The 22,513-nt window shown below is 58.3% G+C and carries 21 protein-coding genes; 19 read left to right on the forward strand and 2 right to left on the reverse strand.

Translation table 11 applies throughout. The features are described from left to right. Positions 1-28: 28 nt before the first annotated feature. Positions 29-1,177, reverse strand: coding sequence for a succinylglutamate desuccinylase/aspartoacylase family protein (locus P4L78_RS01710; protein ID WP_283148443.1), 1,149 nt, complete (start codon positions 1,175-1,177; stop codon positions 29-31). Positions 1,178-2,034: 857 nt separating this feature from the next. Between P4L78_RS01710 and P4L78_RS01715 the strand changes: the two genes are divergently transcribed. The 19 genes from P4L78_RS01715 (at position 2,035) to P4L78_RS01805 (ending at position 22,029) form a co-directional block, all read left to right on the forward strand. Then, positions 2,035-2,814 carry an ABC transporter substrate-binding protein gene (locus P4L78_RS01715; RefSeq protein WP_309326582.1) on the forward strand — a complete coding sequence of 260 codons (780 nt, stop codon included), beginning with the start codon at positions 2,035-2,037 and terminating at the stop codon, positions 2,812-2,814. A 143-nt stretch (positions 2,815-2,957) separates the two neighbouring features. Continuing rightward, a complete protein-coding gene (locus tag P4L78_RS01720) occupies positions 2,958-4,205 on the forward strand; it encodes an FAD-binding oxidoreductase (protein WP_309326584.1) in 1,248 nt (415 codons plus the stop codon). A 144-nt stretch (positions 4,206-4,349) separates the two neighbouring features. Then, entirely contained in the window at positions 4,350-5,036 is a 687-nt protein-coding gene (locus tag P4L78_RS01725; protein ID WP_308446557.1) for a histidine ABC transporter permease HisQ, read from the forward strand. Then, a complete protein-coding gene (locus P4L78_RS01730; protein ID WP_309326586.1) occupies positions 5,033-5,746 on the forward strand; it encodes an ABC transporter permease in 714 nt (237 codons plus the stop codon). Before P4L78_RS01725 ends, P4L78_RS01730 begins: the two co-directional genes overlap by 4 nt. A gap of 89 nt (positions 5,747-5,835) precedes the next feature. Then, on the forward strand, positions 5,836-6,603 hold the full coding sequence (locus P4L78_RS01735; RefSeq protein WP_283148448.1) for an ABC transporter ATP-binding protein: 768 nt from the start codon (positions 5,836-5,838) through the stop codon (positions 6,601-6,603). A gap of 28 nt (positions 6,604-6,631) precedes the next feature. Next, positions 6,632-7,657 (forward strand): GlxA family transcriptional regulator, encoded by a 1,026-nt coding sequence (locus P4L78_RS01740; RefSeq protein WP_309326588.1) that lies wholly within the window; start codon positions 6,632-6,634, stop codon positions 7,655-7,657. Between the two features lie 534 nt (positions 7,658-8,191). Then, a complete protein-coding gene (gene aruF, locus P4L78_RS01745; protein WP_283148450.1) occupies positions 8,192-9,232 on the forward strand; it encodes an arginine/ornithine succinyltransferase subunit alpha in 1,041 nt (346 codons plus the stop codon). Beyond that, positions 9,229-10,260, forward strand: coding sequence for an arginine N-succinyltransferase (gene astA, locus P4L78_RS01750; protein ID WP_309326591.1), 1,032 nt, complete (start codon positions 9,229-9,231; stop codon positions 10,258-10,260). Before aruF ends, astA begins: the two co-directional genes overlap by 4 nt. A 2-nt stretch (positions 10,261-10,262) precedes the next feature. Beyond that, positions 10,263-11,765: a succinylglutamate-semialdehyde dehydrogenase gene (gene astD, locus P4L78_RS01755; protein WP_309326593.1), complete on the forward strand. Its 1,503-nt coding sequence runs from the start codon at positions 10,263-10,265 to the stop codon at positions 11,763-11,765. Further along, the gene (astB, locus tag P4L78_RS01760) at positions 11,762-13,108 is read left to right on the forward strand and encodes an N-succinylarginine dihydrolase (RefSeq protein ID WP_309326595.1); all 1,347 of its coding nucleotides are present in this window, start codon (positions 11,762-11,764) and stop codon (positions 13,106-13,108) included. Before astD ends, astB begins: the two co-directional genes overlap by 4 nt. 89 nt (positions 13,109-13,197) lie before the next feature. Continuing rightward, a complete protein-coding gene (gene astE, locus P4L78_RS01765; RefSeq protein WP_309326597.1) occupies positions 13,198-14,172 on the forward strand; it encodes a succinylglutamate desuccinylase in 975 nt (324 codons plus the stop codon). Between the two features lie 228 nt (positions 14,173-14,400). Next, complete coding sequence (locus P4L78_RS01770) at positions 14,401-15,159, forward strand: dienelactone hydrolase family protein (protein WP_309326600.1); 759 nt, start codon at positions 14,401-14,403, stop codon at positions 15,157-15,159. A 44-nt stretch (positions 15,160-15,203) separates the two neighbouring features. Then, positions 15,204-15,464, forward strand: coding sequence for a hypothetical protein (locus P4L78_RS01775; RefSeq protein ID WP_283148456.1), 261 nt, complete (start codon positions 15,204-15,206; stop codon positions 15,462-15,464). A 222-nt stretch (positions 15,465-15,686) separates the two neighbouring features. After that, positions 15,687-16,970, forward strand: coding sequence for an MASE1 domain-containing protein (locus P4L78_RS01780; protein ID WP_309326602.1), 1,284 nt, complete (start codon positions 15,687-15,689; stop codon positions 16,968-16,970). A gap of 3 nt (positions 16,971-16,973) precedes the next feature. Further along, the gene (locus P4L78_RS01785; RefSeq protein ID WP_283148458.1) at positions 16,974-17,792 is read left to right on the forward strand and encodes a carboxylesterase; all 819 of its coding nucleotides are present in this window, start codon (positions 16,974-16,976) and stop codon (positions 17,790-17,792) included. Positions 17,793-18,477: 685 nt separating this feature from the next. Beyond that, a complete protein-coding gene (locus P4L78_RS01790) occupies positions 18,478-19,194 on the forward strand; it encodes an ABC transporter permease (protein WP_309326604.1) in 717 nt (238 codons plus the stop codon). A gap of 81 nt (positions 19,195-19,275) precedes the next feature. Further along, positions 19,276-20,226, forward strand: coding sequence for a glycine betaine ABC transporter substrate-binding protein (locus P4L78_RS01795; protein WP_309326606.1), 951 nt, complete (start codon positions 19,276-19,278; stop codon positions 20,224-20,226). 1 nt (position 20,227) lies between these two features. Beyond that, the gene (locus tag P4L78_RS01800) at positions 20,228-20,887 is read left to right on the forward strand and encodes an ABC transporter permease (protein WP_309326608.1); all 660 of its coding nucleotides are present in this window, start codon (positions 20,228-20,230) and stop codon (positions 20,885-20,887) included. Further along, entirely contained in the window at positions 20,887-22,029 is a 1,143-nt protein-coding gene (locus P4L78_RS01805; RefSeq protein WP_309326610.1) for an ABC transporter ATP-binding protein, read from the forward strand. Before P4L78_RS01800 ends, P4L78_RS01805 begins: the two co-directional genes overlap by 1 nt. 62 nt (positions 22,030-22,091) lie before the next feature. On the opposite strand, the gene P4L78_RS01810 is transcribed toward P4L78_RS01805, so the two are convergent. Continuing rightward, a complete protein-coding gene (locus P4L78_RS01810) occupies positions 22,092-22,490 on the reverse strand; it encodes a hypothetical protein (protein WP_283148463.1) in 399 nt (132 codons plus the stop codon). Positions 22,491-22,513 lie beyond the last annotated feature (23 nt).

Consider the following 22,513-nt stretch of genomic DNA (forward strand, 5'->3'; position numbering starts at 1 on the left):
ATCGGCCAGTGAGGCCCGGCGTTGTTGCCTAGAAATCCAGCAGCAGTTTGCCCGGTCGACGCTCTGCTGGCGGTGTATGGCCCGCCACAAACGCGGCGCGCTGACCTGGCCTTACCAACCGGTGCAATTGACGCACCACCAGCACGCCGTCCACTTCGCTGTGGACCGGAACCCGCTCGTTGAATAACTCGCCATCAATGGTGACGATCTCGGCAATCACTTCGCCCTTTTCCACCTGCTGGCCGGGGTCTTTCAGATAAACGATTACGCCGGAACAAGGGCAGGGGATATGCACTGCCGCTTCCAGCGGATAGACCTGTGCTGCGCCGTGGGGCCGTGGACGGCCACTGCCACCTTCATGATTGAGCACGCTTTCCTGGGTGAGGAAATCAAGAATAGCCTCGGCGTCGCTTTGTGCCAGCTCATCGCTGATATCAATCTGGCCGCGCAATTCGACGGTGGCCGCAAAACCGGCGTTTTCAGCGCTGAACAATCCGGCTGCTTGCAATACGCCCCAGGCATTGGCATGCATCTGGTCAAACGAGCCACCACCGGCATCCAGTTCTTCGACCAGCACCACGGGCGAGCCCAACTGGTTGGCCAGGTTGCAGGCGCGGGTGGATTGCAGGCGCGAGGAATACAAATGGGCGATGGCGTCGGTGTCGCAATGCAGATCAAGCATGATGTCATGCGCCATAGCCAGCCGGGATAGTTCGAGCTTCATCGCCCCGGTAACGTGCCGTGGTGGCAGTTGCTGATCCAGTTGCTGCTGGAAAAACGCCTTCCAGTCACGCGTGGTCATGCCTTCGCCTTTACCTGCGTTGAGATGCTCACGTACGGCATCGGATAGCTGCGGGAAGTTGCGGTTGAAGTTCTCGCCGTTTTCCAGATCAAAGCGTCCAACCACCGGGCCAAACACCCGCTGTGCCATGCCGATCGGGTTGGCGTACGGCACCAGCGTAATGGAACCGGCGATGGCGCCTTGCTGGTCCAGTTGTTTCAACAGCAATAACAGATGCTGGATCACCAACAGGCCGGGGTGTTCGTCACCGTGTAGACCAGCCTGGATGTATGCACTCTTGCCCGAGTGCGGATTGCCAAAAGTATGGGTAATCAAGCGGGGAGCAATGCCAGGCCCCATGCCTGGCAGCGCAATTTCTTGTTTAAGGTAGCTCATAGGGTTTCCTCGATACCGTAAGAATTGACACTTCTGCATCGTCCTGGCGCTTGGGTGATCTTGGGCGCCCCGGGTGTTTTGCTTTGCCTCGCACCAGCACGTTCGGTATCGTGATTTGGAATTTATATCCATTGTGGACAAAAATTATCAATTTCACAATGCCGCTACCGGGCAAATTCATGCTGCAAGAAAGCGCTGGCTACGCTTTCAGCATATGTGAAATTTTCTGGCTTACCGGTTTAGTTTTTTGTTGAAAAAAACCAGGAAAATCAATGGTTCATTGTGGTCTGCATGCCATGGAGTTTTCTTGCGGTGCAACAAAAATGGCCGTTGCATTGCTGCAGAAAGTTTCCGGCGCCACCGGTCATGAATGGTTCAGTTGCGATAGTTTTCGTCGTGAACGCGCAAGATCGCGGTCGGCGGCTACTGGCAGTATTCCTGGAATCGAATCAACCCTGTTTGCGCATGGTTTCGTCAGGCTTGCCCGGCGGTGTTCATCTGCTTGTATGCGTAGCAAGTGGCACGGCGAATTTGTGTGAATACAAGAAAGCAGTCAAAACGCAGTTAACAAAATCCAATAAAAATAGTCTGCGGTGACGCGGCGTAAATCGGAAACGATAAAAGCCGCTTAATCAGCGACAGGTATGGTCTTGCAAAGAACCGGGGGTGGCTTACTGCTGGCAAGGGTAATTTTCCCGCACCTTGAGCGCGATAAACGGCGCCAGAGGTAGTGGAAGTCCGAATTGTCAGAATCGCCCTGTCCCGGCATCGTGTGCGGGTTATACAGTGCAAGCTGGCTCATGCAGAGTCAGTCGCGTTGTGTGCCGTATGCTTCTATTTGTGGTCTGGAGGAAAACATGAACTGGAAAATGGCTTTTTGCGTTGGCGCGACTGCGCTTGTGGGTTTGACGGGCATCGCCCACGCCCAGGATACCTTGCGTATCGGTCTGGAAGCGTCGTATCCCCCGTTTGAAAGCAAGTCCCCTGAGGGCAAGCTGGAAGGCTTTGATATCGACGTCAGCAACATGATTTGCGAACGCATGAAGGTCAAGTGTGTGTTCGTCGAGAACGCATTTGACGGTTTGATTCCGGCGCTCAACGCCCGCAAGTTCGATGTGATCAATTCAGCCATGAACATCACCGCCAAGCGCAAGCAAGCGATTGATTTCACCGCACCGGTTTACGTTGTGCCTATCCAGATGGTTGCCAAGAACGGCTCCGGCCTGCAACCCACCGTGGCCAGCCTGAAGGGCAAGACCATTGGCGTGGCGCAAGGCACTTCGCAAGAAGATTTCGTCAAGGCGCATTGGGCGACCGCAGGCGTGAAGGTCCAGTCTTACCAGGCTCAGGATCAAATCTGGAGCGACTTGCTGTCTGGCCGCGTTGACGCTGCCGTGCAAGAATCGCAAACCGCGCAGGACAGCTTCCTGAGCAAGCCAGCTGGCAAGGATTACGCCTTTGCTGGTGCACCGCTGACCGATCCGGTCACGCTGGGTGAAGGCACTGGCCTGGCCGTGCGTAAAGGCGACAAGGCTACGCACGACAAAGTGCAAGCCGCCATTGATTCGCTCAAGAAAGACGGTAGCTTGAGCAAGTTGTCGCTGAAATATTTCAAGCGCGACATCATCGCCAAGTAATCGGGACCGGGGCTGATGGCGCGTGTCGTCACCCCGATCTACCGCCCTGATTGGCTACCATCACGATCAAGCGCAAGCCTGCGCGGTGGGCCGATCAAACCTGCAGTTGCCATTTCTGACGCAACTGCCTTTCGGGTTCAGCCATGAAAGTAGATGTCATCGTCCTTGGCGCCGGCATTGTGGGCGTCTGTACGGCGATTCACCTGCAAGATCGCGGCCGCTCGGTAGCACTGGTAGACCGGCGCGGGCCGGGTGAAGAAACCAGTCATGGCAACGCCGGGCTGATCGAACGCTCTGCCGTCGTGCCTTATGGTTTTCCGCAAGATATGGCGACGGTGCTGCGCTATGCTCGCAATACCTCGACTGAATTACGCTATCACCTGAAAGCATTGCCAGCGATGCTGCCCTGGCTGGCGCGTTACCGGGCTGAATCTACGCCCAAACGCCTGGCGCAAGCCGCTGCTGACATGCTGCCGTTGATTAACGCCAGTGTGGCCGAACACCAAGCGCTGATCGCTCGCGCCGGTGTGCAACATCTGGTGCGTGAACAAGGCTGGCTCGAGGCGTATCGCTCGGCCAATCTGTTTGCACGCGAAACGGCCAACGCTCAGCGTCTGGCCACAGAACATGGTTTAAAAATGGCGGTGCTGGATGCCTCGCAATTGCAGGCGCTGGAACCAGCCATTGGTGAAGGCTTTGTCGGTGCGTTTCACTGGCAAGACCCGAAAAGCGTGAGCGATCCGGGCGCGTTAACGCAAGGTTATGCCGCGCTGTTTGCCCGCGAAGGCGGCCAGGTGTTACGCGGCGACGCTCAAAGCCTGCAGCAAACGGCAGATGGCTGGATCGTGCAGACTGACAATGGCCCGGTCGCCGCCAAAGAAGTAGTGCTGGCGCTGGGGCCGTGGTCTGACCAGGTTTTCAAACCGCTGGGTTACCGCATTCCCTTGCTGGCCAAGCGTGGTTATCACATGCATTACGCCGCCACCGGGCCGGTCACTTTGACGATTCCGGTAGTGGATCTGGAAGAAGGTTACGTGCTGACACCCATGCGTGGCGGCTTGCGTATTACCACCGGAGTGGAACTGGCTGCGCGTGAAGCGCCACCGAGCCCGGCGCAACTGGATCAATCCGAGCGCAAAGCGCGTGAGGTGTTTGAGTTTGGCGGGCGCACTGATACACAACCGTGGCTGGGTTTTCGGCCGTGTACGCCGGATATGCGGCCAGTACTGGGCGCGGCCAGCCAGCATGCCGGATTGTGGTTTGCCTTTGGTCACAACCATCATGGTTTGACACTGGGACCGGTGACCGGGCACTTGCTGGCGCAAATGATGACGGGCGAAACGCCGCTGACCGATCCTCGGCCATATAGTCCGCAGCGGTTTGAGCGGTAACGAACACGCGTTGAACATCGTGGTCACACTCGCAAAGCAAATCGACGAGTGTGGCGAACGGATGCTGCAAAAACGGTCACTGGCCAGGCCAGCGGCTGATTCGACTCCCTCAGGGAGCGTATTTTCCACCCATGGAGACGTTTGATGTTTTACGGATATGGTGGGGTATTGGCGATTGGCGTATGGCAAACCATACAGCTGGCGCTGCTGTCGTTGCTGGTCTCGGTCGTCATTGGCCTGGCTGGCGCGTCGGCCAAATTATCGAGCGCAACCGGCTTGCGGGCCATTGCGACCGCATACACCACGTTGATTCGTGGCGTACCGGATCTGGTGCTGATGCTGCTGATTTTCTACAGCATCCAGATTGGCTTGAACCACGTCACTGATGCGCTGCACTGGGATCAAATCGATATTGATCCATTTGTTGCCGGGGTGCTGACGATTGGCTTTATCTACGGCGCGTATTTCACTGAGACCTTTCGCGGTGCGTTTATCTCGGTGCCGCGCGGCCAGCTCGAAGCGGGTGCGGCGTTTGGCATGACTGGTGGGCAAGTGTTTCGGCGGGTGTTGTTTCCGCAGATGATGCGGTTTGCGCTGCCAGGCCTGGCCAACAACTGGCAGGTTATTTTGAAAGCCACCGCGCTGGTGTCGATCATCGGTTTGTCCGATATCGTCAAAGCGGCCACGGATGCCGGTAAAGGCACTTTCAACATGTTCTATTTCATGATCTGGCTGGCGGTGATCTATCTGGTGCTGACTTCGCTCTCCAATCTGGTCCTGAACAAACTGAACAAACGCTATGCCGTTGGCGTGCGGGGAGCGCAATTGTGATCGATATCCTGCAAACCTACTGGCAAGCTTATCTGTATACCGATGGCGGGCATTTGTCTGGTCTGGCGATGACGTTGTGGCTGCTGGTGCTGTCGCTGGCGATCGGCTTTGTCATGGCGATTTTCCTCGCCATCGCGCGAGTGTCGTCTAACCCGTGGCTGTCGATTCCGGTGCGCGTTTACAGCTATGTGTTTCGCGGCACGCCGCTGTACGTGCAGTTGTTGCTGATCTATTCCGGCATTTACGGTTTGTCTTTTGTGCAGCAAACCGAAGTGCTGAACATGTTTTTCCGCAACGGGTTCAACTGTGCGGTGCTGGCGTTTGCGCTGAACACCTGTGCGTACACCACCGAGATTTTTGTCGGGGCGATTCGCAATACGCCATACGGCGAGGTTGAGGCGGCGCGGGCCTACGGGATGTCCTGGTTCACGCTGTATCGCCGCATCATCATTCCATCGGCTTTGCGCCGGGCGCTGCCGATGTACTGCAACGAAGTGATTCTGATGCTGCACGCCACCAGCGTCGCCTTTGCCGCCACCGTGCCAGATCTGCTCAAGGTGGCGCGCGATGCCAATGCGGCCACCTATCGCTCGTTTGAAGCGTTTGGCCTGGCCGCGGTGCTTTATCTGATTGTGTCTTTTGCGCTGGTTTACGCCTTCCGCCTCGCTGAGCGACGCTGGCTGGCATTCCAGGCACCAGCGGGGCGATAACCATGAATACATCTATCCTGACTAAACCCGACCTTAACCAGACTGTCGCCACCGTTGGCGGCCAGACCCTATCTGCTGGAGCATCAGGCATGAGTACCTTGAGTGTTCAGGACATCCATAAAAGCTACGGCGATCACGAAGTACTGAAGGGTGTTTCGCTGGAAGCCAACGCGGGCGATGTGATCAGCATTATCGGTTCCAGCGGCTCGGGCAAAAGCACCTTTCTGCGCTGCATTAACTTCCTGGAACAGCCTAACGCGGGCAAGATTTTTGTCGGCGGTAACGAGGTCTGTACCGTGGCGGACAAAAACGGCGCGCTCAGAGTGGCCGATCCCAAGCAATTGCAAAAGGTACGCACCAAGCTGGCCATGGTGTTCCAGAACTTCAACCTGTGGTCGCATCTGACGGTGATGGAAAACATCATTGAAGCGCCGATGCATGTGCTCAAGCTCACGCGAGCCGAGGCGGAAGAACGCGCAAAGCATTATCTGGAAAAAGTCGGCCTGGCCCCGCAAGTGGAAGGCAAATATCCGGCGCATATGTCGGGTGGTCAGCAACAACGTGTGGCTATTGCCCGCGCGCTGGCGATGAAGCCAGACGTCTTATTGTTTGATGAGCCGACCTCCGCGCTTGATCCGGAACTGGTTGGCGAAGTGCTCAAGGTGATGCAAAAGCTGGCCGAAGAAGGCCGCACCATGATCGTGGTCACGCACGAGATGGGCTTTGCCCGCAATATCTCCAACCATGTCATGTTCTTGCATCAAGGCCGCACTGAAGAAGCCGGTTCGCCCGATCAGGTGTTTGGCGCACCCAAGAGCGAGCGTTTGCGCCAGTTTTTGTCTGGCAGCCTGAAATAAACCGCAATCCAACTCAACTGGCTGCCTGATGCCGCAATCCACCGCGCCCGCTACCATCGCAACCCATCTTGCCACGATTCGGGTCGCGCTGGTGGTGCTGGCACCGTGCTCCATGCTGGCACTGGGCGGCATTATTGATTGCCTGCGCCTGGCCAACGAGCAAGAAGGGCGTTTGTTATACCAGTGGCAAATCTTCGGCGCCGATGATCGCCCGCTGCGCACCAGTAGCGGTATTGATCTGCCGGTCGATGGCGCGCTTGCCACCGCCGTGCAATGCGACACGGTGCTGGTATTGAGTGATGAGTTCCGCGCTTTTGGTGGCCACCCTTTGTTTGTCAGCACGCTGGCGTGCGTGGCGCGCAATGCGCGGCGGGTGATAGGCGTGCAGCAAGGCGTGTGGTGGCTGGCGTTGAGCGGTTTGCTGGATGGCTACCGCACCAGTATCAATTGGGAAGTCTTTACCGCGTTTGCTGAACAGTTTGAGCGCGTTATTCCTACACAGAACGTCTTCGAAATCGACCGTAACCGCGTCACCTGCGCCGGTGGTCTGGCCGTGGTGGATGCCATGCTGGCGCTGATTGGCCAGGATTACGGTGCTGATCTGGCCGAGCGCATTTCCGAGCATCTCATCGGCGGCCCGCCGCGCACTACGGTTGACCGGCAGCGCATTCCCTACGTCACCGGCCCGGGCGAGCGCCACCCGAAGCTGAACGATGCACTGCATCTGATGGAATCCAACATCGAAGAACCGCTCACCACTGACGATATCGCGCAGCTGGTCGGCGTATCGCGGCGGCAGCTGGAGCGGATTTTTCGCCTGCATCTGGATGCCATGCCATCCAAATATTATCTGGGTTTGCGGCTGACCAAAGCGCGCACGCAATTGCAGCGTTCCAGCAAATCCGTACTGCAGATTGGCTTGGCCTGCGGCTTTACCTCCGCCGCGCATTTTTCCAACGTTTACCGCGACTTCTTTGGCGTTACGCCACGAGAGGATCGCCGCAATTATCTGAACCGTGATGCCATGCCTGAAGGTGGGCAGAGCACCGCGTAAAGCACTACTGCAACCGTAACCCGGATGAAGCGTGCCCCTCGGGGGTACCCCCGCAAAGACCCTGGATGCCACATATGACAGTTGTAGGAGGGAGGGAATCCGGGGCCGCGATGTCCGGAAGCATGCGTTGCGAACTGGGGCGCATGGCAACACCGGATTCCCGACTTCGTCTTCATCCGGGCTACGTGGCTGGATTCCCGCCTGCGCGGGAATGACGAAGCAGGGGTACGTAGGGTGGATTTGGGGCAAAGCGACAATCCACCGTGAATGCCCGATTCCATAACCACAAAGGTGGATTGCTGTGCGAATCCACCCTACGGCGGGGGTGGTGTGTGAGGTGCGCGGGCGAATCAATTGCAGCCGGAAATTTGCGAAAGTTTGCGTCGTGAACAGGCAAGATCACTCAGCGCCTGCGTCCTAAAATGGGTCCTGTCGCATGGATCGTATCGTCAGGCGAGCGGCGACAGGCCAGATCAAAGAACAACCAGGTTGGTGCCGGGTGCGGCGCTGGCCGATCACTGAACGGATGGCATCATGCTTCTGGTAAGACCTGGCAGGCTTTCTGATCTCGACCAGATCGAGGCTATGGCACGCGCGGCAAGACCGCTGCTGCATTCGCTGCCGCCTGATCGCGCAGCACTGGAAGCGCGCATTGCGCTGTCGCAGGATTCGTTTCGTGCAGACGTAGAAACCCCAGGCGAAGAGTTTTATCTGTTCGTGCTGGAAGACTCTGCCACGGGCGAGCTGCATGGCACTGCCAGTATCGTGGCCTCCGCCGGTTACAGCGAGCCGTTCTACGCCTTTCGCAACGATGCGCTGATTCACGCCTCGCGTGAGTTGAAGGTCAACCGCAAAGTGCATGCGCTGACCATCTCGCACCAGCTCACTGGCAAGAGCCGTCTTACCGGTTATTACATTGATCCACCGCTCACCACCAATCTGGCCGCGCGTTTATTGTCGCGGGCGCGCTTGCTGTTTATTGCCCAGCACCGCGAACGCTTTGCGCCAGAAATCTTTACCGTTTTGCTGGGGGTGAGCGATGAAAACGGCGATTCGCCGTTCTGGGAGGCGGTAGGCCGCAAGTTCTTCCAGCGTGATTTTGCCGAGGTAGAACTGGCCTCCGGAGGCCGCAGCCGCACTTTTATCGCCGAGATCATGCCCAACTATCCGCTCTATGTACCGCTGCTGCCGCCTGCCGCGCAACGGGCGCTGGGCGAGCCGCATCCCAATGCCGTGCTGCCGTATTCCATCCACGTTGAAGAAGGCTTCGAGCCCGATGGCTTTGTCGATATTTTCGACGCTGGCCCGGTGCTGACCGCCAACGTGGATATGTGTGAATCCGTGCGCCAGAGCCAGCGCCACATCGTCAAACGCAGTGCCGAGCCGGTCGCCACCGGCGAGCATTGGCTGGTGGCCAACACGCTGGGCGACGAGTTCCGCTGCGCCGTGGTGTCGCTGCCGTCTGATCTGGCCGAACAAGTTGAACTGACCGATGAAATTGCCGACCGGCTGGAGCTGGCCAATGGCGACGAGTTTTGCTGTGTGCCGCTGGAACTGGAAGGAGGTCGTCGATGATCGTCGTGCGTAGCGTACAACCAGGCGATCTGGACGCATTGTTTACCCTGGCCAGCCAGACCGGCGAGGGCATGACCAGTTTCAAGCCTGATATCCCGGCTTTGACCGCGCGCATCGAGCGTACCCGCCGCACGGTGGACGGCACAGCGCCGCTGGCCGAGCAGGGTTATCTGTTTGTGATGCAAGACACCGAAACCCAGCGCGTGGTGGGCGTTTGCGGACTGGAAGTCGCGGTCGGGCTGACCCAGCCGTTCTACAACTACCGCGTCGGCACGGTGGTACACGCCAGCCGCGAGCTGGATGTGTGGACCAAAATGAGTCTGCTGTATATGGCGCATGACCTGACCGGCTACGCCGAGTTGTGCTCGCTGTTCCTGGAACCGGCATCGCGTGTGAATGGCAACGGCGCGCTGTTGTCCAAATCCCGCTTCATGTTTCTGGCGCAGTTTCCGGAGCGTTTTCCGGAACGCATTTGCGCCGAAATGCGCGGCCATTTTAACGAAGCGGGTGAGTCGCCATTCTGGCGCGACGTCGGCTCGCACTTTTATCAGATCGGCTTTGACGATGCGGATTATCTGAGCTCGCACGGCAAGAAATCCTTCCTGGCCGAGCTGATGCCACGCTCGCCGGTTTACGTGGATTTGCTGCCGCCAGACGTGCAGGAATCCATCGGTAAAACCCACAAAGACACGCTGCCAGCGCGCGCCTTGCTGGAAGCCGAAGGCATGCGCTTTGAAAATCACGTCGATATTTTTGACGCGGGTCCGGTACTGGAAGCGCATATCGACACTCTGCGCGCCGTGCGCGAACGCACTCTCGTGACCGCGCTGATCGATGACGCAGCGAGCAGCGAAGGCGCCAAGTTGCTGGTCTCCAACACGGCAATCAACGATTTTCGCGTGGTGTTGCTGCCGCGTTTGCCGCAAGGCGACACGCTGCGCCTCACTGCGCAAGAAGCTCAAGCACTCAATATCACTGGCGGGGCCACGCTGGGCGTGCTGCCGCTTTATCCGAAAGAGAGGAAGTAACGATGGCTAGCAACGGGAACGGACTGTTTATTGATAACCAGTGGGTCACCGGCGGCGGTGCGTCGTTTGCCTCCATCGACCCGGCCACCGGCCAGACCGTGTGGCAGGGCAACGCTGCGGCGGCGGCGGATGTCGATACCGCTGTCATCGCCGCACGCAAAGCCTTTGCTGGCTGGGCGCGCCAGCCGCTGGCAGCTCGCATCGCCATCGTGCGCCGCTTTGCAGAACTCTTGAATCAGAACAAAGAAGCGCTGGCTCGCAGTATTGGTCTGGAAACCGGCAAACCCTTGTGGGAAGCGCGCACCGAAGTGGGCGCCATGGCGGCCAAGGTTGAAATCTCGATCCAGGCGCACGCTGAACGCACTGGCGAAAAACGCGCCAGCATGGCTGACGGCACCGCCGTGTTGCGCCATCGCCCGCACGGTGTGGTGGCGGTATTTGGCCCGTATAACTTTCCGGGCCACTTGCCTAACGGCCATATCGTTCCGGCACTGATCGCCGGTAACGCGGTGGTATTCAAGCCATCCGAACTGGCTCCGCAAGTCGCGCAACACACGGTGCAATTGTGGGAGGAGGCCGGTTTGCCAGCAGGCGTGCTCAATCTGGTGCAGGGCGAGCGCAGTACCGGCGAAGCGCTGGCAGGGCATCCGGGGATTGATGGTTTGTTCTTCACCGGCAGTTCAGCCACCGGCAACTTGCTGCACAAGCAGTTTGGCGGTCGGCCAGAGATTGTGCTGGCGCTGGAAATGGGCGGCAACAACCCGCTGGTGGTAGCTGAAACCGCCAATCTGGACGCCGCCGTGCATCACACTATCCAGTCGGCGTTTTTGTCGGCAGGCCAGCGTTGCACCTGCTCGCGCCGGATTTTTGTCCCAAACACGCCGTTTGGGGACCGCTTTATCGCCCGCTTTGTTGAAGTGGCCAGCAAGATTCGCATGGGCAAATTTGACGATGCCGAGCAACCGTTTATGGGACCGGTGATCTCGCGCATCGCTGCCGCCAAGCTGGTGCAAGCGCACGATCATTTGATCGAGCAAGGCGCCAAATGCTTGTTGAAGATGACGCAACCTGATGCCGCGCTGGGTTTTGTTACGCCAGGCATTCTGGATATCTCCGCCGTCAAAAACGCGCCGGATGAAGAATACTTTGGCCCGCTGGCACAACTGATCCGCTACGATGATTTTGATGCCGCCATTGCCGGTGCCAACAACACCGCTTATGGCTTGTCCGCCGGTTTGCTGGCCGATGACCCGGCCTTGTGGGAAGCGTTTACCTTTGGCATTCGCGCAGGCGTGGTGAACTGGAATCGCCCAACCAACGGCGCATCGTCCGCCGCGCCGTTTGGTGGCGTGGGCCGCTCTGGCAATCATCGTCCCAGCGCTTACTACGCCGCTGATTACAGCGCGTATCCGATGGCGTCGGTTGAATCTGAAACCTTGTCGCTGCCAGCAGCGTTGTCGCCTGGTCTGGATTTCGGGGTTGAACAAGGGGGAGGTCAAGCATGAGTGCGCGTGAAGCCAATTTTGATGGTCTGGTCGGCCTGACTCACAACTATTCCGGTTTGTCGTTTGGCAACGTGGCATCGCAGAACAATGCCGCCAGCGTGGCCAATCCGCGGGCAGCGGCCAAACAGGGTTTGCGCAAGATGAAGGCGCTGGCCGATCTGGGCTTTTTGCAAGGCGTGTTGCCGCCGCAAGAACGACCGTCGGCCAGGTTTCTGCGCGCTCAGGGTTTCACCGGTACTGACCATGAAATGATCTTGCGCGCTGCCAAAGAAGCTCCGGCGATTCTGGCTGCCGCCAGCTCGGCTTCATCCATGTGGGTGGCCAATGCCGCCACGGTGAGCCCGTCCGCAGATACGCCAGATGGCCGCGTGCATTTCACGCCAGCATCTTTATCCAGCAAGCTGCATCGTGCCATTGAGGCCCCGACCACTGGCCGCGTGCTGCGGGCGGTATTTGCGGGCGATAGCCATTTTGCTTTTCATGAGCCGCTGATTGGCGCTCCGGCCGTGGGTGACGAAGGCGCGGCCAATCACACCCGTTTTTGCTCTGATTATGGCGAAGCCGGCGTGGAATTCTTTGTGTATGGCCGTAGCGAGTTCGATGGCGGCGTGGCTCCGCAACGCTACCCGGCGCGGCAAACTTTGGAAGCCAGTGCAGCCATTGCCCGCTTGCATGGCTTGGGCGAGAACGCCACCGTGTTTGCCCAGCAACATCCAGACGTGATCGACGCTGGTGTGTTCCATAACGACGTGATCGCGGTGGGTAATCGTGATCTGCTGTTCTGCCATCAGAACGCGTTTCTGAACCAGCCAGCGGTGTATGAAGAAATTCGTGCCAAGCTGGCCGCCCGCGGCGCGCAACTGCGCGTGGTGGAAGTCCCCGTTGCCGCTGTGCCGGTGGAAGCCGCTGTTTCGTCTTACCTGTTTAACAGCCAGTTGCTGACCCGCGCCGACGGCAAAACCGTGTTGGTGGTGCCGCAAGAATGCCGCGATAACCCGCGTGTTTCGGCTTACCTGGATCAACTGATCGCCTCTCGTGGCCCGATTGACGAAGTGCTGGTGTTCGATCTGCGTGAAAGCATGCGCAACGGCGGCGGCCCGGCTTGCCTGCGCTTGCGCGTAGTGTTGTCTGATGCCGAACAAGCCGCCGTGAACCCGCAAGTGTGGATCAACGACGCCAGGTTTGCGCAGCTCGATAGCTGGATTGAACGTCACTACCGGGATCGGCTGGTCGACGCCGACCTGGCCGACCCAAGCCTGCTGGACGAATGCCGCACCGCGCTGGATGAACTCACCCGCATCCTCGCGCTGGGTTCGGTTTATGACTTCCAGTTGGGCAATTAACCGTAGGGTGCGCACTTGTGCGCACCATTTCCTCCGAACCAGAACGCGTTCGCATGCATTCGCATGCAAACCCTACCGGCAGATTTCCAATGCTTGATGATTTCCTCGCATTTACCTTGCGCAACCAGCCACCGGTAGCGCCCAGCGGCACCACGCCTGGTGGCATGCGCTGGCGCTGGTTGGGGCAGGGGATGCTGGAAATCATCCCGCCACGTGCGATCGATACTCACATTGTGCTGTCGGCAGGTGTGCACGGTGACGAAACCGCCCCCATCGAGATTCTGCGTGAGCTGGTCGCCGATATCGCGGCGGGGCGCTTGCCGCTGGCTTGTCGGTTGTTGGTTTTGCTGGGCAATGCTCCGGCGATGAGCGCGGGCAAACGCTATCTGGATGATGATCTGAACCGGCTGTTTTGCGGCGCGCATCGCAACTTGCCGGGTAGTGCCGAGTCCCCGCGTGCAGCAGCTTTGGAAGCCGCCGTGGCCGCGTTCTTTGCCAATGCAGTTGGCGCCCGCTGGCATCTTGATCTGCATACCACGATTCGCCCGTCGGTGTTCGAGCGCTTTGCCTTGCTGCCGCAGCGCGAGGCTGGCTACGGGCCGGAGGTGTTTGCCTGGCTGGGCGCGCTGGATATCTCTGCAGTGCTTAACCATCGTGAGCGCTCTAATACCTTTACGTATTTTTCCAGCAGCGAACACAACGCGCTGGCCGCCACGCTGGAACTGGGCAAAGTCATGCCCTTCGGCCTGAACGATCTGACGCGCTTTGCTGAGGTGGATGCCGGTTTGCGCCGTATGTTGATGGGTGAGGCGCCAACGCAAAGCGCTACGCAACCCAGAATCTTTGATGTAGTCGGCCAGTTGAACAAACAAAGCGACGCGTTTGTGCTGGCGGTGGGCGATACCATGGCCAACTTCACGGCTTACCCACGCGGCACCGTCATCGCCATTGATCGGGACGAGCGTTACGTGGTCAGTCACGACGAAGAGCGCATTGTTTTCCCTAATCCCAAGGTGAAGAACGGTTTGCGGGCAGGATTGATGGTGGTGGAGCGGCCGGTCTGAACCGGCGGACTGTTCCCCGTTTGTGCAAAGCGCCGCCCGGCGCTTTTTTTACGGCCATCGCCAACTATGATGATTTGTCGCCCCTAAGCCCCAGCCGGTTTAGCCTGGCGGCATTACCTGGATGCAAACCCACTGCCTTGCCCGGCATCTCTTTAGCGCGCCTGAGCCCAAAGCTTGGCCAGTTCGTTTGATCCTGATGATTCCTGGTTATTTATCTGGAGCATGGTCATGTCTCATGAAATTGCACAGCAAGCCTTCGCCATTGCCGTAGCCGAAGACCAATCTGAAATTGATTGCTGGATAGCCCGCCCCACTGCACCGGGCCGCTATCCGGCGGTGATCGTCGGCATGGAGTTGTTTGGCGTGAACGAGCATATCCGTGATGTCTCCGCCCGCGTCGCGCGCTTGGGTTATGTGGCGATTGCGCCCAATTTTTATCACCGCACCTTGCCCAATGATTCGTTGCCGTTTGGCGATGAAGGCCGCGACCGCGGCTTCAAGCAATTGCATGCCATGACTCGCCCCAATGTGCTGGCCGATGTTCGTGCCGTATTGGGCTATCTGCATACCCAGCCCGATGTGAGCGAAAAGACCGGGTTCATTGGTTTCAGCATGGGCGGTTACATTGCTTTCCTGGCCGCCACGCAGTTTGATATCGCTGCCTGCGCGTGCGTATATGGCGGGTGGTTGCATAACCCGGATATCGCGCTGAACCAGCCGGATCTGGCCGTTACGCTGGCACCGGGCATTGCCCGCCACAATGGCAAGATCATCTACTTTGTAGGTGAACTGGATCATGCCATTCCGCCCGAACATCGCACGGAACTGGCGCGGCAGCTGGCTGCGGCAAATGTGCGCCACGAAGTGGTGGTTTATCCGGGCAAGCCGCATGGCTACTTTTGCGAGTTGCGCGATACCTTTGATGAAGAGGCTCGCGATAACACCTGGCGGCGCGTTCAGCAGTTATTTGCCGAAGAATTGGCCTGACGCCGCGCAGGTCTTGGGTTCATCCGGGAAGTGGGGGCAGTTGCATGCATACGGTTATTGTCATTGCCTCTGGCCTGATTTTGCTCGCCGTGACGTTGTTGCTGGGGCGCTGGCCAGGCAGTTCGGTGCCACTGGCGGTGCAGGTATTTATTGGCCTGTGGTTGATCATCGCCTTGGGGAACATGTGGTTCGGTGTGAGCCGGGCCGGATATTCGGTCCGCGATGAGTTGCCCATGTTCTTGCTGGTGTTCGGCGCACCGGCGTTAATTGCGGTGTGGGTCTGGTTCAAGCACACCGGTTCTTGAGCGCTCATGCTGGCGCTTGGCCATTGAATGGTTCTGCCAATGCAGCGTGACAATGCCTTGCCAAATAAAACTTCAGCATATTCATTTGGCATGGTTGGCCTTGGCATAATGGCACTCGTTGATTGGGGATTCTCCCCGCTAAAATTCATATCGAATTCATATCACCGCCAACAAAACCGACCAGCGTCTGTGACGCGTGGTCGACATTAACAGGTGCTGCCCATGCGATTTCCCCCGCTGTCAAAAATGATCCTGTTTGTGCTGGTCTTCGGCGCGCTGGCGTTGTTCAGCATGACGGCGCGCGATCCAGTTACGCATTCCACCTTGCTCTGGCCTGCTGGCGGCATTTTGCTGGGTACGCTGATTCTGGCGCCGCGCTCGCAATGGTTGGTATGGGGCGTGATTACGGCGATTGTGCACCTGGCCGCTGGCCTGTTGATGGATCGCCCGCTGGCCATCTCGGTGCTATTCGTGGTGGTGAATCTTGTTACGGTGGGATCAATTGCTGCGCTGTGGCGCCTGTGCACTGGCGGAAAAGAAAGCCTGACCGATCCGCGCGGCCTGTTGTGGTTTGTGTTGCTGGTGGCAGCAGGCAGCATCGCCGGATCAGTGCTGGGCTGGGCTGGATTGCAGCTTCTAGGCCGCACGCCGGTGGGTGTTAGCGTGGAAGTACTGACCGTTTCGACCGCCGTTGGTGCCTTGATTGGTGCACCGCTGGTGCTGGCCTGGGCGGGATTTCAGCCCAAGCGCTCCAGTGGTCGCGGTCATGGGGCCCGAGGCTTGATCTGGTTTATCGGGCTGGTGCTAACCGCCGAACTGGCTTTTGACGGGCCAACCGCCCAGATGATTCTGCATTCCACCACCTTTGAGCTGTCTTACCTGCCGCTGGTTTTCATGGTGCTGGTCGCCGTGGCTTGGCAACAGCGTGGCACCACCGCAGCGTTGTTGGTGTTGGGCGCAATTGCCTGCATCAATACCGCGCAGGGCGAAGGTCCGTTCGCACGCAGTCATGAGCTGTTCGGCAATGCCTTGCTGGAAGTTCAGTTGTATCTGGCCGTCGCTGCGCTGCTGGGGCTGCTGATGTCGGTGCTCAACGCCAGCCGCGAACAGGCTTTGCGCGATGCTGTGGCATGGAAAGTGCGTTCAGAAGGCATGCTGCTGGGTACTTGCCAACTTATGTACGAAGTCGATCCAGCTAATCACCAGATTGTGTGGGCTGGTGATCTCTCCCGGCTGTTGGCCTTGCAAGCGGCCGAACTGGCCAACCTGGCAGAATTTTTTGAGCGCGTACATCCAGACGATCGAGATCGCGTGATCGCTTACGCGGGTCAGCGACAGGCTGGCGATATCACCGCCCGCACTCAGACATTCCGCTTTCTGGCGGGCGACGGCGAATACGTGCAGTTGCAGGATATCGGCGCGCCGGTGGTTGATTTTGACGACAGCGTTTATCGCATCAGTGGCTTGTTACGGCTGGACGATTCTGTTTCCGGCGACGAGTTCTAAGCGATGGAAGAAACTGCCGTCGCCAATCGCGTCGGCGTACTGCTGGTTCATGGGCTTGGCGGTACGCAATACGACCTGGGTTCCCTGCACAAGATTCTCAAAAAAGCAGGGGTGGATACGCACACGCTGACTTTGCCGGGTCACGGCACGCAACCGGAAGACCTGCTGGATGTCGTCGCCGAAGACTGGCTGGCCGCCGTTGAAGCGCAATATCACGAACTGGCGGCGCAGTACGAAACGCTGCACGTCATGGGCATGTGTCTGGGCTCGTTGATCGCCGTAGAGGTGGTCAAGCGGGTAGGGCATACCAAAGGCAAATTGATCGCACTGGCACCGCCGGTGTTTCTGGATGGCTGGTCCACGCCGTGGTATCGCGGCTTGCGTTACCTGGTTTACAAGCTGCCCTCGCTGGCCCGCAAGATGAAGGTGGTAGAAGAAGACCCGTTCGGCATCAAGAACGATCTGGTGCGCGCCATTGTGAAAGCCAAGTTTGAGCGTGGCGACAACTTTCATTACGCGTGGGTGCCGCTGGCGTGCATCCGGCAGGTAGACCGCTTGCGTAGCTGGGTGGTGCAGGGTTTGAGCGCAATTACTTGCCCGACCCTGGTGATCCACGCACGAGAAGACGAGCTGACCAGCCCGCGTTCAGCGGAATTTCTGGTCAAGGAAATTGGTGCCGATCATGCGCAAATGATCATCGTCGAAAACAGTTACCACATGATTTGCGTGGATAACGACCGTGACCAGGTGGCGATTGAAGTACTCAGGCATCTGGAACTGGATACCTCGGTCGTCAAGGTGCGCGAGCGGCGCAGAGGTTGATCGGCGGGCCATCGGGAATGGTGCGCTGATGGGCCAAAAACGCCCGCACTCGACTGCAAGCCGCATCCCGCCTGGCTTTGCGCTTTGGGCGGTTTGTGAATTTTTACAGACCTTCGCCCGATTCGCCGCCAGCCCCCGCTATGCCTTGGGCATAGCTCAATCGCCATAGCGGTTGCGAACTGTAATTGTTTGCACCGTCCGGTAACGGGATGTTATAAAAGCAGCCCTTGTCAGACGGGGTCTTACCCACAGACCCCAGCGGCCACCGTGGCCGCGTCTTCGTGCCTTGGTACTCCAAGGTGCATTCATCGTCCGGGTAGACCGGGCTTCAGTTGGCAGTAGGGACCCTCTGAACCAGTTTTTTGGGGCAGCGACGGGCCTTTGCGGGATGGATCGCACGACGTCAGCCCTTGGGCAGGCTTATTGCCTGTTCAAGGGCTGCAACACAGCGAGCCGCCCGCAAAGGCCCGTCGCTTCGGGTTTGTGCGAAATCGGGTGTCTGCCGCCCCACAGCCGTACCCAAAGGCCTCGGCCTTGGGGCACAGCTTTGGGTCAACAGATCATCCCGATTTGGCGCAAACGCTGCTCCCAAAACACTGGTTCAGAGGTTCCTTAAGTTGTCGCGATCGTTACAGCGAATAGCAGTGGTACCGGTTTTTACTGCTATTGGCCCAGGAGGACGCAGATGCACAAAAGAGCGTTTTTAAAGCGCATTGCTTTCGGTTCGGGATTGGCAGCAGCTGTGCTTGCAGCGCTGTATTTCGGCATTGGCCCTTCGGTGCTGGCGCACTATCAGGAAGACCTGGTCTATCTGGGTCAGCAGCACTTGTACCTGGTGGGTGTGTCCATGGTGCTGGCCTTGCTGGTGGGTTTGCCCAGCGGCGTGTTGTTAAGCCGTCCGTGGGCCAAACGCTGGGCCGAGTCCGGTATGCAGATTTTCAATATCGGCAACACCTTGCCGCCGCTAGCCGTGCTGGCGCTGGCCATGGTGGTGATCGGCATTGGTGACAAACCAGCCATCGTTGCGCTGTTTCTGGCGTCTTTGCTGCCGATTGTGCGTAACACGTATTCCGGCTTGGCTGGCTTGTCGCCCGCCTTGCTGGAAGCCGCCGATGCGCTGGGCATGACCCGTCGTCAGCGGTTGTGGCGCGTGGAGTTACCCAATGCGCTACCGGTGATGCTCTCCGGTATCCGCATCGCCCTGGCGATCAACGTGGGCACTGCGCCACTGGCGTTCCTGATTGGTGCCAGCAGTTATGGCGAGCTGATCTTCCCCGGCATTTATCTCAATAACCACACTGCCTTGATGCTGGGGGCTGTGGCTACCGCATTGATTGCGCTGATTCTGGACCTCACGGTCGCCAGTCTTGGCAAGCTCATGAGCCCACGCGGCGTCGCCTGACGCTGCAAGGCCATCCTGTCGTCTGCTGACCGGTCGATCTGCTGCACATCGACCAATCGGCCCCAACAAGGAGGACCCCTCATGGCGACTTTTTCGTCATTCATCAAAACATCTGGCGCCGCATTGCGCCGCACGCTGATCGCCCTGACGCTGCTCTGTACTGCTCCGGCCTTTGCCGGTGGCACCATCAATCTGGGTAGCAAGAACTTTACCGAACAGCACGTACTGGCCGCGCTCACTGCGCAGTACCTCACCGCCAAGGGTTACACGGTGAACCAGACCAGCGACTTGGCGACCATCATCATGCGCAACGCGCTGGAGAATCAGCAGCTGGATATGGTGTGGGATTACACCGGCACTGCGTTGATCATCTACAACCACATCGACCAGCGCATGAGCGATGCCGAGGCGTATCAAACCGTTAAACGCATTGATGCCGAAAAAGGTCTGGAATGGCTCAACCCCGCGCCGCTCAATAACACATACGCGCTGGCAATGACCCGCAGCGCGGCTGAGGCCAATGGCATCAAAACAGTGTCTGACCTTGTCGCCAAAATGGATGCCGTATCCAAAGACCCTAATACCCGCAACTGGCAGCTTGGGTTCGATATGGAATTCGCCGGTCGCCCGGATGGTCTGAAGCCCATGCAGGAGATGTACAAGCTGCGTCTGGCCCGCCCGCAAATCCGCCAGATGGACCCAGGTCTGGTTTACAACGCCATCCGCGATGGCTTCGTGAATGCCGGGCTGGTCTACACCACTGATGGCCGCGTCAAAGGATTTGATCTGGTGGTGCTGGAAGACGATCTGCATTACTTCCCCAGCTACGCCGCGACGCCAGTGATCCGCGCCGACATACTCGCCGCCAATCCGGGCCTGGCTGACGACATGAACAAGCTCTCGGCCTTGCTGGATAACGACACCATCTCAGCGCTGAATGCCAAGGTGGATATTGAACACCGCAATGTAGACAAAGTTGCCGCCGAGTTCCTGCGCGAGCACCAATTGATTCCGCCAGCACAAGGAGAGTGACATGGACACACTGAATGACACGCTCCAGTACGTGCTGCACAACCTGCCGTTTATCCTCGGCCTGACCCGCCAGCATTTGCAACTGGTGGGTATCGCGGTGGCGCTGGCGGTGCTGCTGGGCGTACCGGTTGGCATCTTGATTGTGCGTTTCAAATGGCTGGCGGGCGTGGTACTGAGCCTGGCGACCATTGTGCTGACCATTCCGGCCATTGCCTTGTTTGGCTTGATGATTCCGCTGTTCTCAATGATCGGGCAGGGCATTGGTGCTTTTCCGGCCATTACTGCTGCATTTTTGTATTCATTGCTGCCCATCGTGCGCAACACCCACACCGCCCTGACGAACCTGGACCCAGGCGTGCGTGAAGCCGGGCGGGGTATCGGGCTGACCTTCTGGCAACGTTTGAAATGGGTAGAACTGCCACTGGCCGTGCCCATTATCTTTGGCGGTATCCGCACCGCCGTCGTACTCAATATTGGTGTGATGGCCATTGCTGCCATCGTTGGCGCTGGCGGTCTTGGCACGCTCATCCTGCATGGCATCGGCCAAAGCGATATTCGCAAGCTGATCGCCGGCGCAGTGATTGTGAGTGTGCTGGCTGTCGTAATGGACCAGGTGCTGCTGCGTTTGCAGCGTGTGTTGACCCCAAAAGGAATCCGCTGATGATCGAACTCAAAAACCTGTGCAAGACCTTCACCCAGAAAAACGGCCAATTGTTTAAAGCCGTGGATGACGTGAATCTCACCGTCAATGAAGGCGAAATCTGCGTGCTGCTGGGCCCGTCTGGCTGCGGCAAAACCACCACCATGAAAATGATCAACCGCTTGATTACGCCAACCTCTGGCCAGGTGCTGATCAACGGCGAAGACACCGCCAATATCGATACCGTGACCCTGCGCCGCAATATCGGCTACGTGATCCAGCAGATTGGTTTGTTCCCCAATATGACCATTGAGGACAACATCACCGTGGTGCCGCGCATGCTGGGCTGGGACAAAAAGCGCTGTCGTGAACGTGCCCGTGAACTGATGAGCATGGTCGCCATGGACCCGGACCGCTTCTTGCAACGCTACCCGCGTGAAATGTCGGGTGGCCAACAACAGCGTATTGGCGTGATTCGTGCGCTGGCGGCCGATGCCCCGGTGTTGCTGATGGATGAACCGTTTGGCGCGGTCGACCCGATCAATCGCGAGCAGATCCAGAATGAATTCCAGCAAATGCAGCGTCAGTTGGGCAAAACGGTATTGATGGTGAGTCATGACATCGATGAAGCCATCAAGCTGGGCGACCAGATCGCCGTGTTCCGCCAGGGCCGCATGGTTCAGTGTGCCGGTGCCGATGAAATTCTTGCCCATCCCGCCGATGAGTTCGTCGCTTCGTTTGTGGGCCAGGACCGCACGCTCAAACGTCTGCTGCTGGTACAAGCGCGAGAAGTGGCCGACATGCAGGAAACGCAAACCGCAACACTGGATACGCCGCTGGCCAGCGCCTTTGGCGTGATGGATGACAGTGATTTGCGCCATCTCACGGTGGTCGATGCCGATGGCAAACCGCTGGGCTACGTTCGCCGCAAAGAAGCCAAAGGAGTGGAGGGTGTTTGCGCAGACAAACTGCAACCGATCAGCGTGACTTCGCAAGCCGACGAAAACCTGCGCGTGGTGTTGTCGCGGTTGTATGAACACAACCTGACCTGGTTGCCGGTAATTGACGCAGATGGACGCTACAGCGGTGAAGTGTCACAGGACTATATCGCCGGGTATCTGAACTCGGGCCGCACGCATGGGCGAGTGGCGCGGGTGAACTGACAACGCAGGCAATTCGCATTGGCGCGCAAGTCGGTCATAGCCTGCCCCTGGCGCGAGCCGGTTCAACCCTTCGTATTAATAACGCTTCCCGCTTGATATGGATATTGCGTGGTTGTGCCGTTGCCGCCGGTCACGTTCAGATTTAGCTCGTTGTAATTGTTGTTGCTGACAGTCAGCGATGAATCGGACTGATCATTCGAGTTTGCCTGCGCCACTGCTGTGTAGATATCAATATTCTTCTGGGCGTTATTGGCCAGATAAAGCGTGTTCACGATCTCGTTCTGAGTATCGGTCAGCTTGGGTTGGTGCGAGGTGGTGGGCGGCGCTGTTCCGGCTGCTGGGGGCTGCGTCGGGGTAGTGGGCAACTGTTCCGGGGCCGCAGGCAGTTGCGTCGGCGTTTGCGATTGCAATACTGTGGACTGATAAGCGCCGGCGTTGCCAGTGGCGTTGACGTTAATCATCGTTGTTCTCCTGTTTACCAGCG

The sequence above is a fragment of the Silvimonas sp. genome (genome assembly GCF_031291215.1).
GTDB classification, from domain to species: Bacteria; Pseudomonadota; Gammaproteobacteria; order Burkholderiales; family Chitinibacteraceae; genus Silvimonas; species Silvimonas soli.